Here is a 15,395-nt window from a genome sequence, read left to right as displayed (position 1 = left end):
AACATCATTAAAACAGTCGAGTCGGCTCGCCAAGATAGTAACCCTGCAAATAATCCACCCCCATGTCTTGTGCAATGGTACACACCTCCTGATTGTGGACGAACTCCGCCACCGTCTCCGCGTTAAACACCTGGCACAAACGCACCAACTGGGAAGCGATCTTGCGCTGTTTTAAGTCTTTATCAATATCACGAATCAAGCTGCCATCGAGCTTTATGACTTCTGGCTCCAACTTTAGGATTTCATCGATATTCGAATAACCGGACCCAAAGTCATCAACAATGATACGCGCCCCTAAGCTTCTAAAATGACTGCACACTTCTATCATTCGGCCGTAGTCTTTGATCTGCTCAGATTCCAGCACTTCTAAACCAATTCGCCTTGGGTCATTTAGCTGGCTAATTTCATGCTCTAAAAGCATTAAAGTTTTATCACTGAGCAAATCTTGCGGCGATAAGTTTATAGAAAAGTCACCTTGCTTATCTCGCATATAATGCAACGTAGAATGAATCATGTGCCGACTTAGTCGAGTGTAAAGATGCGTATCAGAGATAATTGGCAGAAAACGCCCTGGCGCAATCACCGTTCCATCGGCTTCCAGAATACGAACCAAACATTCTTGGCTTGCCAGTTTGTGGCTACCCGCATGCACAATAGGTTGGCTATAAGTGATGATATTCTGTTTAAGAATGGCTCTACTGACGCAACTTAGCCATCCAAGTTGCTCTTTACGCACATCCTCACTGACTTCAATATCTTTCGCATTACAGATATGGGTATTACTGCGTACACCGGAGCGCCTCGCTTCGATGCCTTTGAGTAAGAGCTCATCTACTGAAGCGGATGGAAAGTCTCGACGACTCACTAAGCCGCCGCATAGCGAGATAGAAAGATAATCTATTTCACGTAGGCCAATTGGCTCAAAATTAGTTTGTTCTACCGCGTCAGCAAAACGCGTAAAGTGCTGTTTGATGGTCTCGCTGCTTTGATCAGCTTTAAATATGAACGCCCACTCACCAACCCCAATACTATAAAGCTGCAAAGCCGTTGGCATGCCGAAACGCTTTCGTAGTCGATTCGTAAAGTGCATTGAGAGATCTTTGAGTAATTGATCTCCCACTCGGTAGCCGTATTTTTCGTTGATATGACTAAAGTTAAGTAGCTTTAGAGTCAACAAATGCTCATCCAAATCGATGTTACTCAGCCGCTCTTGCAATGCGACCCGGTTTTGTAACCCCGTACGACTGTCGCGTCGATAGCTTTCTTGTAACTTGCGCGTTTGGCGATCGAGTTGATATCCCATATGCGCGTTCATATGGTTGAGATCGCCGATCGCATTTCGAATCAAGCTAAACAACGGTGAAATAGAGGAGCTAACGGGCGACTTAGGCAAGTTCAATGTTTGCACTTCGTCTCCCTCTCGCATCGCTAAATACGTCAGGCTGTGATGAAGAATTTCGGGCTGACCAATACCACCATGCAGTTCCCCCATACAGTAACTACCAAACGTCGTCGCAATATCTTTGAAGGCTTGGACTTCGTCGCTGCTGTCAATAAAGTCTAACCGTGACGCGCAGTTAAAAATCATAACGACTTCAGGTTGGTGCATGGCTAACTCAACCACACCATGCCGCACTTGCTCGAGCGTTAACGAGGGATGGTTATAGCAAAATTGCACTTCGTCACCAAGACACCAGGGCCTGTCGAAGCTCATACTGCCATCAGCGTGTAGCTCCGTTACCGTACAAACTTCCTTTCGCCCTAAGCTTTCTCGATACAAAGGAAAGCTGAGCAGTTGACTCAGCGTCACGTCATGGCCATCCGCCAAGTAACGCTTGTATACGTCCAGCGCTTTCTTCTCACCTAAACAATACAAGCGCGTTCCTTTTGCATGAGTGACTTTGTGTGGCATGCCAATCGGGTTCCACTCCGAATACGCATCAGTCCATAGCTTCAAAGTATCACTGTGCAAAGCTACGGCAACCACAGCGTTATCGTAAACTCGGTTTTGATATAGCACCCAGCAGCCATCGTCAATACTCTGCGCCAACCCTCCAGAAATCACTACTTCTTCACTGGCGAAGGTTTGAAACAAGGGATAGTCACGTCGTTCAATTTGCACAGCAAAGCTGAGGATCACCTGTGAATTATGCTGCATTAGAAGAGAGCGCTTGAGCTCCCCGCCATCAATGTCAGGGGAGTAAGAGTATGTTTGTACCGCAGAAGTCAGCGTGGTTTGCTCAAATTCAATCACACTCACTAGGCAACCAGAGGTAAATATCTCCCCTTCCAGAATTACATTACGCGTACTATGCCCCATAACATGAGCATTCGGCAGCGACGACAAAACGGCGTCTGCAAGTGTGGTCGTAAATTCGCGCGATTGCGTCGACAATATTTGTACTAAATATTGTTTATCTGAGGAAGTCGGAAAAGTGACTAAAAAGTCATTCAGTTGACTGACATCGTGAACCAGTTTTGAAAAAGCTCGCATGGACCTACCACTGCCGTAACACTATCTTCACCACGACGTGTGGCGTTACTATTTTTATTTAATAGAGAATAATTTACGTGGCTTTGCGCTGCTTTTCTAGACACAAAATGAGATTAGAATGGATTAATGCGAAAGCAATTAAAAAAGTGTGAGTAACGGCTGCAAACTATTGATTTCAATATCAGGTAAAGTACGTGTTTTTGAATGGTTAATGACATTTTTATTCATATCATTAAACCAACAGGCTGCAAAACCAGCCAACTTTGCACCATGCACATCCGTGGTTAGGTGATCACCGACATGCAGAATATTCTCCGCAGGGATATCCAAGAATCGCTTCGCTTTAGTAAACATATCGGTTGCGGGTTTCGCCAATCCATCTGGTCCTGCTTTAAGTACCTGTTGGAAATAAGGCGTAAGACCGATGCGGTCTAAATCCACATTACCGTTGGTGATTGCCACCAACGGGATGTGCTGCGCGAGTTCCTCCAGTACATCGAGGCTTTGCTGCGGCACTTCAAAACGGTTACGCCAGTCCAACGCAACGTCTACTGCGGCTTTCGCAGCGGCATGTGCTGCGTCTTCGTCGTAGCCTACTTGGGAGAAGGCTTGCTGAAGTTGCACTAAACGCCATAAAGTGACATCGCTCTTCAGCTCGGGTTGTTGCTGCACAACACGCTGTTTGAGAGCAAACCAATCCGCTTTGTTCATATGAGCAACCGCTGGATGATGGTGCTTGAGCCAAGATAGCAACTCACGCTCCATGCGAACGATCACAGGATAGTTGTCATAGAGGGTATCATCTAGGTCAAAGGTCATTGCCTTAATAGGCTCGATACGGCGATAAAATTTCATACTTCGGCTCACTCCCCGTTCTTTTTACGTGCGCGTGGGTGGGCTTGGTCGTAGGCTTGCGCCAAATGTTGGAAATCCAAGTGCGTGTAGATTTGGGTCGTCGAAATGTTCTCGTGCCCTAAAAGCTCCTGTACCGCACGTAAGTTATTGCTTGATTCGAGCATATGTGTCGCAAATGAGTGACGCAGTTTATGCGGACTAATATGGCTTGCGACAGACTGTTTCTGCCCCCATTCAGCCATGCGCTTTTGCACGCTACGATGCGAAATACGCGTTCCGAGCTTAGATACAAACAAGGCGGGCTCACCTGGAGCGGCTAAATCACCACGAACGCGTAACCACTTCCCGACCCACTCGGTTGCCATCCCAGAGAACGGCACTTTACGTTCTTTATCGCCTTTACCAATAACACGAAGCTCACCACTACGCAGTTGTACATCACGTACATCCACACCCACCAACTCAGCCAAACGTAAGCCGGCACCGTACATCAGCTCCATCATGGCGCGATCGCGCACAGCCAGCGGATCGTCCTCGTTGACTTCAAGTAATTGGCTCACTTCGTCAACATCGAGGTTTTTGGGCAACGGGCGTTTTTTGCGAGGTGCTGAAACCCCTTTGGCTGGGTTAGCAGACATCTCGCCACGCAGAATAAGGAAATCGAAAAAGCTACGCAGTGATGAGAGTCGCGTTGCCAAACTGCTGGCTTTCATGCCTTCTCGCATGCCCTTACCTGCTAATTGGCGCACCCAACCAGCATCCACTTGAGACCAATCTTTGAGCCCCATTTCAGCTAAGTGCTGCGCCATAGTTTCTAGCTGCTGTTTGTAATTGCGCTGAGTATGTAGGCTAAGCCCCTTTTCGCTTCGTAAGAATTCATAGAAGCGCTCAAGAGGCTTTTGCAGACTATTTGGCAGAGGATTGTTGGGAGTTGTCGTCATCGTAACTTTGCCATACCAGTGTTTGAGCGAGATGTGCCACTACTAATGATAGGTGACGCAAAAACAAGGTATCCATATCTGGCTGAAAATGGCCGCCATCTTCACTAGAAAAAGCAAGCACGCCCAGTGTTTGCTGTTTCACGAGCGGCAGTACCACATAGGAACCCATTTCCGGCACTTCCATGTTGCCAAACAAAGCTTCACGATCCACTTTGCGAAGACGTCCTAAGTACGCATCTTTGCCATTTAAGTGAGTGGTCGCAAAGCGTTGATAACTTTCCTTACTCAATTGAATCGATGCGTCGCATTGACTAAACAATCGAACAAACGCACGTAAGCCCAATGCTTTGGCTTTATCTTCGATAGAATGAATGACTTGTTTAAAGTCACCACACTTTAGAATCTGCCCCTGCAAATCCATAAATTCGTAAAAGGTGCGATCATTGTTCGCCGCAAGCGATATTAGTGTAGTGATCTCTTCCTCTAACTCTTCAATGCGCTGACGTTGACGATTCATTTGGATGTGCACCAAAGATACCGCGCCTAAGTCTGAGTGTGGGAAAGATAAACGATCCACAAGCTCCGGACGTTGCACAAAAAAGTCTGGATGATCTTTGAGGTACTCGGCCACTACTTCAGCCGTTAAGGCATCTGCTTCTACTTGAGACAAACCGTTTCCTTTTTCTTCAACTAGCAAGATAATTGACCATCAAATACATGCGTTGTAGGTCCGGTCATAAACAACGGCTTGCCAGGACCTTGCCATGCAATTCGCAATTCACCACCAGGTAGAGAAACCTTAACGTTTTCATCCAACAAGCCCTGCAGAATCCCAACCGCGACTGCCGCGCATGCACCACTACCACAAGCTTGTGTCTCTCCTGCGCCTCGCTCATAAACTCGAAGACGAATATGGTCACGACTCATCACCTGCATAAAGCCAGCGTTGACGCGCTCTGGGAAACGCTCATGCGACTCAAGCAGCGGACCGAGAGTTTCCACTTCTGCCGTATCCACATCGTCGACCACGGTCACTACGTGCGGGTTACCCATGCTCACAGCACCACAAAACAAGGTATTGTCGCCTGCTCGCATGATGTAAGTTTTCTCTTTTTGCTTCGCTTTGAAAGGAATTTTGTTCGGTTCAAACTCTGGCACGCCCATGTTGACCGTCACTTCCCCATCATCTTCGATGTTGAGAATCATCTTTCCTTTCTTGGTGCTCACGCTGATGCTGTATTTATTGGTCAGCCCCTTCAAGCGAACAAAGCGGGCAAAACAGCGTGCACCGTTACCACACTGTTCAACTTCACTACCATCGGCATTAAAAATCCGATAATGGAAGTCGGTTTCAGGGTCGTAAGGGGCCTCTACCACAAGCAATTGGTCAAAACCAACGCCAGTATGACGATCCGCCAAGCGGCGGATCAGGTCTTGCGAGAAAAACACGTTCTGGGTAATACAGTCGACGACCATGAAGTCGTTGCCCAAACCGTGCATTTTGGAAAAGTGGAAATGCATTTGTTGTGTGTTACTCCGGTAGAATCTGTTCCAGCTGCCACAAACTGGTCAGCTCCTCACGCTGGCGAACTAAGTGGCTTTGTTTACCGTCCACCATCACTTCTGCCGCTCGGGTACGAGTATTGTAGTTCGAAGACATCACAAAACCATAGGCACCTGCTGAACGAACCGCGAGTAGATCACCTTCTTGCAAAACGAGTGCGCGATCTTTACCCAAGAAGTCGCCGGTTTCACAAATAGGACCAACCAAGTCGTAAGTCTGAGCTTCACCCTTTCGCGGTGAAACTGGCACAATATCTTGCCATGCTTGGTATAGCGCAGGACGCATCAAGTCGTTCATTGCAGCGTCGATAATCGCAAAGTTTTTATGCTCAGTATGTTTTAAAAACTCAACACGCGTTAGCAATATACCTGCGTTCGCAGCAATTGCACGGCCTGGCTCAAAGATCAGCTCCAAGTCTTGGTGATTTTCAAGACGGCCTAGTAACGCTTTGGCGTAATCAGAAGGCTGAGGTGGTAATTCATCACGATAGACCACACCCAAACCACCGCCGACGTCAAGGTGACGAATGTTAATGCCTTGCGCTTTTAAATCATCAATCAGGGCTAATAAACGGTCTGTCGCGTCGATAAATGGGTCTATATTGGTCAGCTGAGAACCAATGTGGCAGTCGATACCTTGCACATTCAAGTTCGGCAGGCTTTGCGCGAATTTATAAACATCTGGCGCACGATCAAACGCAATGCCGAATTTATTGTCGCGAAGACCAGTCGAAATGTAAGGGTGTGTTTTCGCGTCGACATCTGGATTGATACGCAGAGAAATTGGCGCAATCACACCAAGCTCACCCGCAACCTTGTTCAAACGTTCTAGCTCTGGCTCAGATTCAACGTTGAAACATTTGATACCTAGCTCAAGAGCGCGCTTCATCTCTGCCGGTGTTTTCCCAACACCAGAGAAGACGACTTTCTTCGGATCACCGCCTGCGGCAATCACACGCTCAAGTTCACCACCCGACACGATGTCAAAACCCGATCCCAAACGCGCTAGCGTGTTCAATACGCCTAAGTTTGAGTTGGCTTTCACCGCGTAGCAAACCAGGTGAGGATGCTGACCCACAGCACTATCAAACGCCTTCCAATGGCGCTCTAGCGTGGCTCGAGAATATACATAAAGAGGAGTGCCATATTGCTCTGCAAGAGCTTGAAGTGGGACGTCTTCGGCCCAAAGCTGGCCATCATCCTGATAGTTGAAGTAATCCAAAATTCGCTTCCCTTATTTTATTCGACTGCTGAACCCTAATTTCACCCTAAGGTGCGGTTATTTATTGTGATTGCTCATTCTGTTGAGTGTCATCTGGAATGTATAGTGAGCCAGACTGACCACACCCCGCTAAGGTCGCGGCAACCATCACAAACAACACAGTAACTAATTTTTTCATTTCGCATATCGTGATTATTGAATCAATGCCCCCTATAATCGCACCACACTCAGGAAAAGCAATAGGATAGACGGATGAACGATACTGAATTTCATCAACTGGTGGATGCGCAGATGCAAATCATCGAAGAATCCATCGATGATTCAGGCGCAGACATTGATTACGAAGTCACTGGCAACGTAATGACATTGGAATTTGAAGACCGAAGCCAAATCATCATTAATCGCCAAGAGCCGATGCATGAGATCTGGCTAGCGTCCAAATCTGGTGGTTTCCACTTCAAGCTTATTGAAGGTAAATGGACCTGCTCAAAAACGGGTATGGAGCTATTTGAAATGGTGAAGAAAGAGTGTGAAAAGCACGCAGGCGAAGCCATTGATTGGGCATAATTCTGGTCAATCGTCACCAAAACAAAAAGAGCACCGAAGTGCTCTTTTTGTTTATTGATACGGGTTTAATTACGCGTTCACAGTTTTGGTCGGGCGACTCGGTGAACAACCGTCATTACGGTAAGGAATGATATACGCATTCCCCTCTTCAGGGTGAATAATTTGATAGTACTGAGGCAGGTTAAAATTAATAAACTTCGACGCGACGCGACTATCGTCTTTTACCGACGTGTAGAAACTGTTTACAGACGAAATCATTTCATCTTTGGAGCCACTAAATTGGTGATACACTTCTACTTGATTTGACTCATCCAACACATAAATATTGAAGCCATCTTCGTTATCTTCAAAGAAGAACTGCACCAGACCTTCACTGGCAAACCCATCCACCGCTTCCGGCATTTGATATTCTTGCTCACGATCGAGCATTAACAGCGGCGAGCCTTTGAGTTTGTTAGTGGAAATGCTGCGGTAGAAATCGATGGAATTTTCTAGCTTCTGCACCGACACACCACGACGTTCAAAGAACAACCCATAAGTCTGGTTACCAAGACGCATCGCTTTAAAGCGGCGACGTTTCTCTTGCTCTACTGGTTTCAAGCGTAAGTCGATACATTCAGCTAAAAGCTGGTAAACCATATTACGCATCACACCACGCATGTTCTTCGCATAGCAGAACACATCCACTGATTCTGGTGGCAACGCATCTTGGTGCATTTTGCCCAAAATGGTTTTCAGTGCATCCAGCATCGCCGTTTCCCCTTTGAAATGCAGCGTACGCACTTCATGCCAAGAATTACGGTAAACAAGGTCAACACTGCCGACTAAATTTTTATGTTCTGGACCAAAGCTAAAAATATCGGTGTTCTTAACATCCACTTTCAACGAACGACCAGAAAGTTCAGACGTCGGATCATTTTCAAAGTTGATGAACATCGCAAGCTGGCTTATTTCACAAGGACTCGCTAGCGCCTGCATAGATGGACGACGCTTACGCAACGCAAAAGTATTTCGTAAGTCACTCACCATTTGGTAAAACTTATCAATATCTAGCTGCGCTTCACGTACCACGGCATGTAAACGAGTCGATTCAGTAATCAAGCCATTGAAGAATGCCCAAGCAACCAACTTACTCAAGTATTCATGATGCTCTAGATATGGTTGCCCCAAAATGCGGTGCGCAATAAGTGGTTGTTTATAGAGGTACCAACCAGACTTGTTCACTCCCCCTTTTTTCACTTCGATAAAGCTCAAGTCAGGCTCGTGCAGATCAGGTGAAATCTGTGGGTTTAGTAACGTTACTTTGCCCGGCAATACTTCAAAAGCTGCGTAAAGTTTACGGGCCAAAATACTGATGTCTTGCGGACTGATAGCAGAAGTGATGTCGTTACGACGCGCAAATTGAATCAAGTTACGGTAGCTTTGCATCAACGCATCCAGCAATGCATGATGTACCACCTTTACTTGTTCAACCTTCCAATTACGGCGGTCATCGAGCTCTGCAACGACACTGGCATCCCAATTCCATTTTGCAATCATATCGCTCAGCGCTTCACGACGCCAAGCTACTGAGCCAACATTCGGCTCACGAGATAATTTTTCATGGGTTTTGAGATAGAAACAGCGACGCACTAAATCCAAACGTGTATCGTCTTGAATTCGCTCTAAGTAACGGGTTACTTTTTCCAACATTAAGTAGTACGCATCCATGCCATAGAGATCAGGCTCATGGGCAAAGAAACGACGTTTAGTGTCGATGCTTAACAATTGAGTATGCGGGTATTCCCACGAGTAAGCTTCTAGCAAGATGGCTTTTAATACCGATTTGTAGGGAGAGTCGATGCTTTTGTATAACTGCCACAAGTTCGAGCCGAAGTATTCTTCAGCAGGAATGCAGTTCAATTTACCAAAGTCGATCCATTCACTACAGTCGATGTAACCATCACTGCACAGTTGAGAAACGTACTCGTCGTAACACTCTTCCATTTCTGGCGGCACGATTTGCCATAACAAACGCTGTCCGGCAATACGCACCGCACTACGATAGAATTCATCTAGCAAAAGTAAGTGCTGAGATGAACCACAGTTATCACCTGTCATCTCCTCAGAATGATTGCTTCTAAAGCGCTCTTTATCCATTAAGAAAAAGTTCGCTTCCACGCCTTTGCTTTGTGCCCAATCCGTGATGAGTAAGCATTTATTGGTCAATAACTCGCGTTCGTCACAATCCATCTCTGGTGAGATACACACCCAAATATCCAAATCACTGGAAGTACTTTGACCAATCGAGGAGGTACTGCCCATGGTGTACAAACCCAATATAGCGGGCTTTTCTACCGTCTTGAGCGGCTGACCAATGGCAAGTTGAATATCATCTATGAATTGTTGCTGAATGCTATTTAGTTCAAGCCCATGCACACCAAAAGGGACATCGGCATCATAATAGCCAGGAATTACAGGATGGTTGTAGTTCAACAAGGCAGGAATCAAATGGAAGACTTGCTGGCTTTGCGAATCCATAAGCGCCAGCGCGCGATCAACTCGCTGCTGATTCAAATTATCTAGTCGCTGGATGATTTTTTGGGTGTAAGCCTGCAAGGGGAATTCCTTGGTTGAACAATCACGAAAATCTGCTGACGTTTTAAACCAAAATGGCTTAAAAACGTGATCAATTTAACACTTTTATTGGTGCGGGTAAAGCTTCACGCCCGCGTATCACTCTGGATACAAAACCATACTTTAGTCACAAAATTAATCGCGCGGTAGTGTCGCTCTTATTACCTATTACTAATAATAGTCCTTAGTCTAATTGAGAATCCAGTCACACTATTTTCATAACGTCATGTAATTCCATTCATAGCCTTCAGAGATAACGAACTAACAGTAAGCATTTCTTGATGAGAATGGTAGGATAAACCCAAATCCAAACAGCATTGAGAAGATCATGACACAATCCACACCGATTCGCATTGCAACTCGAAAAAGCCCTCTTGCTTTATGGCAAGCTTACTTTGTTAAAGACGCCCTTCAAGCCGCTCACCCTGGCTTGGAAGTCGAGTTAGTAACCATGGTGACCAAAGGTGACGTGATTTTAGATACACCACTAGCAAAAGTTGGCGGCAAAGGCTTGTTCGTAAAAGAGCTTGAAGTCGCGATGCTAGAAGGACGCGCAGACCTCGCCGTTCACTCAATGAAAGACGTACCCGTCGATTTCCCAGAAGGCCTTGGCCTCGTGACCATTTGTGAGCGTGAAGATCCTCGTGATGCCTTCATCTCTAATACCTATAGCCACATTGATGAGCTCCCTCAAGGTGCCGTGGTTGGTACTTGCAGTTTGCGCCGTCAATGCCAACTGAAAGAATATCGTCCGGACATCATCATCAAAGAGCTTCGCGGTAATGTGGGCACTCGCCTTGGTAAGTTAGATGCGGGTGAGTATGATGCAATCATTCTTGCTGCGGCTGGCCTCAAACGATTGAAGCTTGAAGAACGCATTCGTAGCTTTATCGAACCAGAGCAATCACTACCAGCGGTAGGCCAAGGTGCTGTCGGTATTGAGTGCCGCCTTGACGATGAAAGACTGCTTAAGCTGCTTGAGCCACTTAACCACCAAGACACCGTAGACCGCGTTTTGTGTGAGCGCGCAATGAATCTGACCCTAGAAGGCGGCTGTCAGGTACCAATCGGCAGCTATGCCCTACTAGACGGCGACAACATTTGGTTACGCGCATTAGTTGGCGAACCAGATGGCAGCGTAATTGTTCGTGGTGAAATTCGTGGCCATCGTAAAGATGGCGAAGCATTAGGAGTGCAGCTAGCCAATGAGCTGCTAGATAACGGCGCTCGTGAAATCCTAACTAAGCTGTACGCAGATCACGAATAACCATGGCAGTGTTGGTCACTCGGCCGGGAGAGCAAGGCAACGCGCTTTGCTCTCTGCTCGAAAGGCACGGCATTTCCGCATATCACCATCCTCTGATCGACATTGTCGCCGATCTCACGGACACGCACCTCTCTAAACATCTACATCAAGCTCAAATTGTTATCGCTGTTAGTCGACATGCAGTGCAATGTGCACAGCAAATCTTAGCCAGCAACGGGATGTCATGGCCGAAACAAGCTATTTACCTTGCCGTTGGTCAAAAAACAGCACACTATTTAAGCAAATGTACCCAACAGAAAGTACACTATCCCCAAGTCAGTGATAGTGAACACTTATTGCGACTGCCAGAGCTCAACAATGTGGCACAACAACAAGTTCTTATCCTTCGTGGTAACGGCGGAAGAGAGCTGATCAAAGATGCATTGGTGAGGCGTGGCGCAAAAGTTCACTATAGTGAGACTTACAAGAGAGAATTCATCCCATTCGATCCAGTAAGCTGTATCTCACTATGGAAAAACCTACAAATTAACCAGATTATTGTCACCAGTGGTGAACAACTGGATTATTTGTGCAGCCAATTGACGTCGGAGCAATTGACTTGGCTTAATCAACAAGAGTTGTATATCCCCAGTCAGCGTATCGCTGACATCGCAATTCAAAGGGGGTTCACTCGCGTGAGATGCACGGGAAGCGCATCCAACCAAGAATTACTGGCGGCTCTCCAGCCCTAGCTACACAGGATATAGGCATGACAAGTAAAAATAACGACCAAAAAAATAACGATAAAAACCTTTCCGAAGAAACCTCATCGGCACCGCTAGTCGAAAAAACCACATCGCAGCAGGATGCGGACCTTAAAAAAGAGCAACCACAAGCGGCCGAGCCCCCAAAAACAGCAGAGCCAACCAAAGTCGAGTTTGAAGAAAAACAAGGTAAACGCGGTGTCAAACTAGGCACGGTCGCTATCATCTTATCGATTATTTTTGGCGGTGGCCTCGCGTACAAGGTGCATCAACAGCAAGCCGATTACCAAGCGCAGATCGCCCAACTAAAAAGTCAGCTAGAAAGCACTCAAGCTTCCATGAAGCAAGAGCTCAGCCGGGTACAAGAAGAAACCATCGAGAAAGCAACAACCGTGACACACAAAGCGGAAGTGGTACTTGGACAGCAACAGAAGAGCATTGAAAGCTTACAGCTCGCCGTTGCCGATGTGAAAGGTCGTCGACCAAACGACTGGCTATTAGCGGAAGCCGATTACCTTGTCAAATTAGCTGGTCGTAAATTGTTCTTAGAGCACGATGTAGAAAGCGCGACTCAACTGATGGAAAGTGCAGACCAACGCATTGCAGCACTGAATGACCCTAGCCTCGTCAAACTACGTAAAGCAATGGCGAACGATATCACCAAACTTCGCACTATCCCGCTAATTGACCGTGATGGATTGGTACTACGCTTAACTGCCCTACAACAGCAAGTAGACAAGCTCCCTCTCGCCAATGCACTGCTACCTGAAGCTGAAGCCGTAGAAAACACTGAAGTGTCTGAAGATATCGCAAACTGGCAAGATAACTTAATGACCTCTTTGAAGGACTTTTCAGAAAACTTCATTACCTTCCGCACGCGCGATGGTAACGTCATTCCACTGCTTTCTCCTGAGCAACACTTTTACCTGAAAGAAAACATCAAAGCCAAATTGGAAACGGCAATAAAAGCGGTGTACCAAGAGCAAGGTGAAATTTACACCACGTCTCTAAAAACAGCAGACAAATGGGCATTAGCTTTCTTCAACCAAGACGATAATTCTGTTAAAGAGTTCAACAAAACGGTTAACCTACTAAGTCAGCAAAATATTCAAGTGGAATACCCAACAAAACTGCAAAGTCAGTCTCAACTATCAGATGTCATCCGTGAACGCCTACGTCGTGAAGTCACAACGATGACAGGCATGGAGGATAAGTAATGTTTCGTCTTATTTTCCTATTTGTTGTACTAGGCGCAGGACTATTTGTTGGCACCCAGTTTTCTGGTCAGCAAGGCTATGTACTCATCTCCATTGCCGAGAAAACGATCGAGATGAGCGTAACGACATTAGTGGTTTTCGTTATCGCTGCACTCGCAGGTCTTTTTCTGCTTGAGTACCTGATTAAGAAGTTAGTTTATGCTAGTTCTACAACATGGAATTACTTCAGTGTTCGCAAAATGCGCCATTCCCGCCGATACACCAATGAAGGCATTATTAAACTTCTAGAAGGTGACTGGAAAGGTGCTGAGAAGAAAGTAACTCGCTGGGCAAATCATCACGATATGCCGCTGCTTTGCTACTTGGTTGCGTCTGAAGCCGCACAAGGCCAAGGTGATAAAGCAAAACGAGATCACTATCTAGAGCTAGCGAGCCAACAAGAGAACGCCCATCTCGCAGTAGAACTGACTCGAGCGAAACAATTTATCCGCGACAACGAGTTCGAGTCCGCTTTCGATACCTTGCAATCGTTAAAAAGTCAGTATGCGAGTAACTCTATTGTATTGAACTTGCTGAAAACAACGTACATGCAGCTAAAGTTGTGGCAACCTCTTATTGACCTCTTGCCACAACTAACCAAAGCAAAACTCATCACGGAAGAAGAACATGCAGAGCTGATTCAAAAGGCGCAGTGCGGCTTACTCCATGAAGTAGCGCAGCAACAGGGTAGCGAAGGGCTAATCTCCCATTGGAATAGCCTCTCACGTAAAGTGAAACAAGACACACACCTCGTTGCCTGTTTTGCTCGAGAACTCATCACACGAAAAGCTGATGCAGAAGCCTTTACCGTGCTAAAAGAAGCATTAAAAAAACAACCAGCCCCAGAGCTTTATCAACTACTGCCAGATCTAAATCTGCCAGATACCCACCCTGTCGTGGTCTTCTTAGAGGGAGTAGTGAAGAAAGAACCGGATAACGCCGCTGCCCATAGCGCATTAGCGCACTTCTATTTCCGTCAAGAGAAGTGGCAAGAAGCCCAGGATCACTTTGAGATCGCCTTAAAGCTTCGCTCTGACGTCTCTGACTATGCATTCCTAGCAGACACACTAGAGAAGCAAAATCTAACCAAAGCTGCTCACGAAGTCTCTCGTAAAGCTCTCACGCTAGTACAGAATGACTAACTAAAGGTGACCTAACGAAGCCGGCAGCTTACTGTCGGCTTTTTTATTGCCTGCTACTAACCCTTTAGTCCTTGGTCATCAAGATGTTTATCAAATTCATTGGCTCCCAAGTAGTGCCCGACTTCCTAGTAACTCACTATCGTTTCACTTTCACTCTTCTCTTTTGACTACTCTGATCCTGTCATTCCAGCAGAATCCAAAACAATTTTAAAAGATGCAGGAATACGTAACTTTAGCCTGTAGAAGTATGGTTTTAAGACGTAGCTAGATTTAGGCAATAGAGCACGCGCGTCGCTAGACTGAGTAAAACAAAAAGATACATCAGTGAAACAGTGGCTATTTGAGTATGCTTATTCCCGTAAAAGGGGCTAGAGAAGCAATGGTAGTGCTTTAAGAGAACGATAAGGCAATAGATGGTTCAACAGCATCTCCAACAACCTTATCGGGACAGCATGCAGTGATGAGGATGAACAGCTTTAGAGGCAACTGCACTTCTTAGCAAAAATCAAAACGTCACAACCAATACCGATACCAATATTACTTTGTCGAAAAGTAGATCGCATATGGAATTGATTTTTGACAAGCACAGATAGAGTAATAAAGATGTGCGGAAATGAAAAAAGCCTCGCTATTTCTAGCGAGGCTTCTTAATAGTGGCGGAGAGATAGGGATTTGAACCCTAGATACGCTATTAACGTATGCCGGTTTTCAAGACCGGTGCTTTCAACC

General features: G+C 46.1%; 13 protein-coding genes. 5 read left to right on the top strand and 8 right to left on the bottom strand.

Annotated features, from left to right (window positions below; all coding sequences use genetic code 11):
- Positions 1 to 7: 7 nt before the first annotated feature.
- From R7Z49_RS19275 to lptM, 7 genes are all read right to left on the bottom strand, one after another.
- Entirely contained in the window at positions 8 to 2,494 is a 2,487-nt protein-coding gene (locus tag R7Z49_RS19275; protein WP_186584593.1) for an EAL domain-containing protein, read from the bottom strand.
- 138 nt (positions 2,495 to 2,632) lie between these two features.
- Entirely contained in the window at positions 2,633 to 3,349 is a 717-nt protein-coding gene (gene yigB / locus R7Z49_RS19270) for a 5-amino-6-(5-phospho-D-ribitylamino)uracil phosphatase YigB (protein ID WP_053350826.1), read from the bottom strand.
- An 8-nt stretch (positions 3,350 to 3,357) separates the two neighbouring features.
- Positions 3,358 to 4,290, bottom strand: coding sequence for a tyrosine recombinase XerC (gene xerC, locus R7Z49_RS19265; RefSeq protein ID WP_132937319.1), 933 nt, complete (start codon positions 4,288 to 4,290; stop codon positions 3,358 to 3,360).
- The gene (locus R7Z49_RS19260) at positions 4,256 to 4,987 is read right to left on the bottom strand and encodes a DUF484 family protein (RefSeq protein ID WP_186584592.1); all 732 of its coding nucleotides are present in this window, start codon (positions 4,985 to 4,987) and stop codon (positions 4,256 to 4,258) included. The genes xerC and R7Z49_RS19260 overlap by 35 nt, the downstream gene beginning before the upstream one ends.
- Entirely contained in the window at positions 4,981 to 5,811 is an 831-nt protein-coding gene (gene dapF / locus R7Z49_RS19255) for a diaminopimelate epimerase (protein ID WP_005378744.1), read from the bottom strand. Before dapF ends, R7Z49_RS19260 begins: the two co-directional genes overlap by 7 nt.
- A 10-nt stretch (positions 5,812 to 5,821) precedes the next feature.
- Positions 5,822 to 7,075: a diaminopimelate decarboxylase gene (gene lysA, locus R7Z49_RS19250; RefSeq protein WP_005378745.1), complete on the bottom strand. Its 1,254-nt coding sequence runs from the start codon at positions 7,073 to 7,075 to the stop codon at positions 5,822 to 5,824.
- 61 nt (positions 7,076 to 7,136) lie between these two features.
- Positions 7,137 to 7,253: an LPS translocon maturation chaperone LptM gene (gene lptM / locus R7Z49_RS28140; protein ID WP_005378746.1), complete on the bottom strand. Its 117-nt coding sequence runs from the start codon at positions 7,251 to 7,253 to the stop codon at positions 7,137 to 7,139.
- Positions 7,254 to 7,327: 74 nt separating this feature from the next.
- On the opposite strand from lptM, the gene cyaY reads away from it, so the two are divergent.
- Complete coding sequence (cyaY, locus tag R7Z49_RS19240) at positions 7,328 to 7,642, top strand: iron donor protein CyaY (protein WP_005378747.1); 315 nt, start codon at positions 7,328 to 7,330, stop codon at positions 7,640 to 7,642.
- 69 nt (positions 7,643 to 7,711) lie between these two features.
- Here the strand turns inward: cyaY and R7Z49_RS19235 are convergent, their stop codons facing one another.
- A complete protein-coding gene (locus R7Z49_RS19235) occupies positions 7,712 to 10,240 on the bottom strand; it encodes a class I adenylate cyclase (RefSeq protein WP_053350817.1) in 2,529 nt (842 codons plus the stop codon).
- A 346-nt stretch (positions 10,241 to 10,586) separates the two neighbouring features.
- Between R7Z49_RS19235 and hemC the strand changes: the two genes are divergently transcribed.
- The 4 genes from hemC to R7Z49_RS19215 are packed head-to-tail and all read left to right on the top strand — an operon-like array spanning position 10,587 to position 14,666.
- A complete protein-coding gene (hemC, locus tag R7Z49_RS19230) occupies positions 10,587 to 11,525 on the top strand; it encodes a hydroxymethylbilane synthase (RefSeq protein WP_132937321.1) in 939 nt (312 codons plus the stop codon).
- A gap of 2 nt (positions 11,526 to 11,527) precedes the next feature.
- A complete protein-coding gene (locus tag R7Z49_RS19225) occupies positions 11,528 to 12,256 on the top strand; it encodes a uroporphyrinogen-III synthase (protein WP_005383386.1) in 729 nt (242 codons plus the stop codon).
- Positions 12,257 to 12,273: 17 nt separating this feature from the next.
- Positions 12,274 to 13,485: a uroporphyrinogen-III C-methyltransferase gene (locus R7Z49_RS19220; RefSeq protein WP_104979849.1), complete on the top strand. Its 1,212-nt coding sequence runs from the start codon at positions 12,274 to 12,276 to the stop codon at positions 13,483 to 13,485.
- Positions 13,485 to 14,666, top strand: coding sequence for a heme biosynthesis protein HemY (locus tag R7Z49_RS19215; RefSeq protein WP_042523916.1), 1,182 nt, complete (start codon positions 13,485 to 13,487; stop codon positions 14,664 to 14,666). The genes R7Z49_RS19220 and R7Z49_RS19215 overlap by 1 nt, the downstream gene beginning before the upstream one ends.
- Positions 14,667 to 15,395 lie beyond the last annotated feature (729 nt).

It is taken from the genome of Vibrio sp. 1562 (assembly GCF_033340155.1).
In the GTDB taxonomy this organism is placed as follows: Bacteria; Pseudomonadota; Gammaproteobacteria; order Enterobacterales; family Vibrionaceae; genus Vibrio; species Vibrio alginolyticus.
This window is presented reverse-complemented; position numbering and strand designations above follow the sequence as displayed.

What these genes read in the sequence shown, in the direction of transcription:
- R7Z49_RS19275 (WP_186584593.1), bottom strand. Translation starts at nt 2,494, where the DNA reads ATGCGAGCTTTTTCAAAACTGGTTCACGATGTCAGTCAACTGAATGAC.
- yigB (WP_053350826.1), bottom strand. Translation starts at nt 3,349, where the DNA reads ATGAAATTTTATCGCCGTATCGAGCCTATTAAGGCAATGACCTTTGAC.
- xerC (WP_132937319.1), bottom strand. Translation starts at nt 4,290, where the DNA reads ATGACGACAACTCCCAACAATCCTCTGCCAAATAGTCTGCAAAAGCCT.
- dapF (WP_005378744.1), bottom strand. Translation starts at nt 5,811, where the DNA reads ATGCATTTCCACTTTTCCAAAATGCACGGTTTGGGCAACGACTTCATG.
- lptM (WP_005378746.1), bottom strand. Translation starts at nt 7,253, where the DNA reads ATGAAAAAATTAGTTACTGTGTTGTTTGTGATGGTTGCCGCGACCTTA.
- cyaY (WP_005378747.1), top strand. Translation starts at nt 7,328, where the DNA reads ATGAACGATACTGAATTTCATCAACTGGTGGATGCGCAGATGCAAATC.
- hemC (WP_132937321.1), top strand. Translation starts at nt 10,587, where the DNA reads ATGACACAATCCACACCGATTCGCATTGCAACTCGAAAAAGCCCTCTT.
- R7Z49_RS19225 (WP_005383386.1), top strand. Translation starts at nt 11,528, where the DNA reads ATGGCAGTGTTGGTCACTCGGCCGGGAGAGCAAGGCAACGCGCTTTGC.
- R7Z49_RS19220 (WP_104979849.1), top strand. Translation starts at nt 12,274, where the DNA reads ATGACAAGTAAAAATAACGACCAAAAAAATAACGATAAAAACCTTTCC.
- R7Z49_RS19215 (WP_042523916.1), top strand. Translation starts at nt 13,485, where the DNA reads ATGTTTCGTCTTATTTTCCTATTTGTTGTACTAGGCGCAGGACTATTT.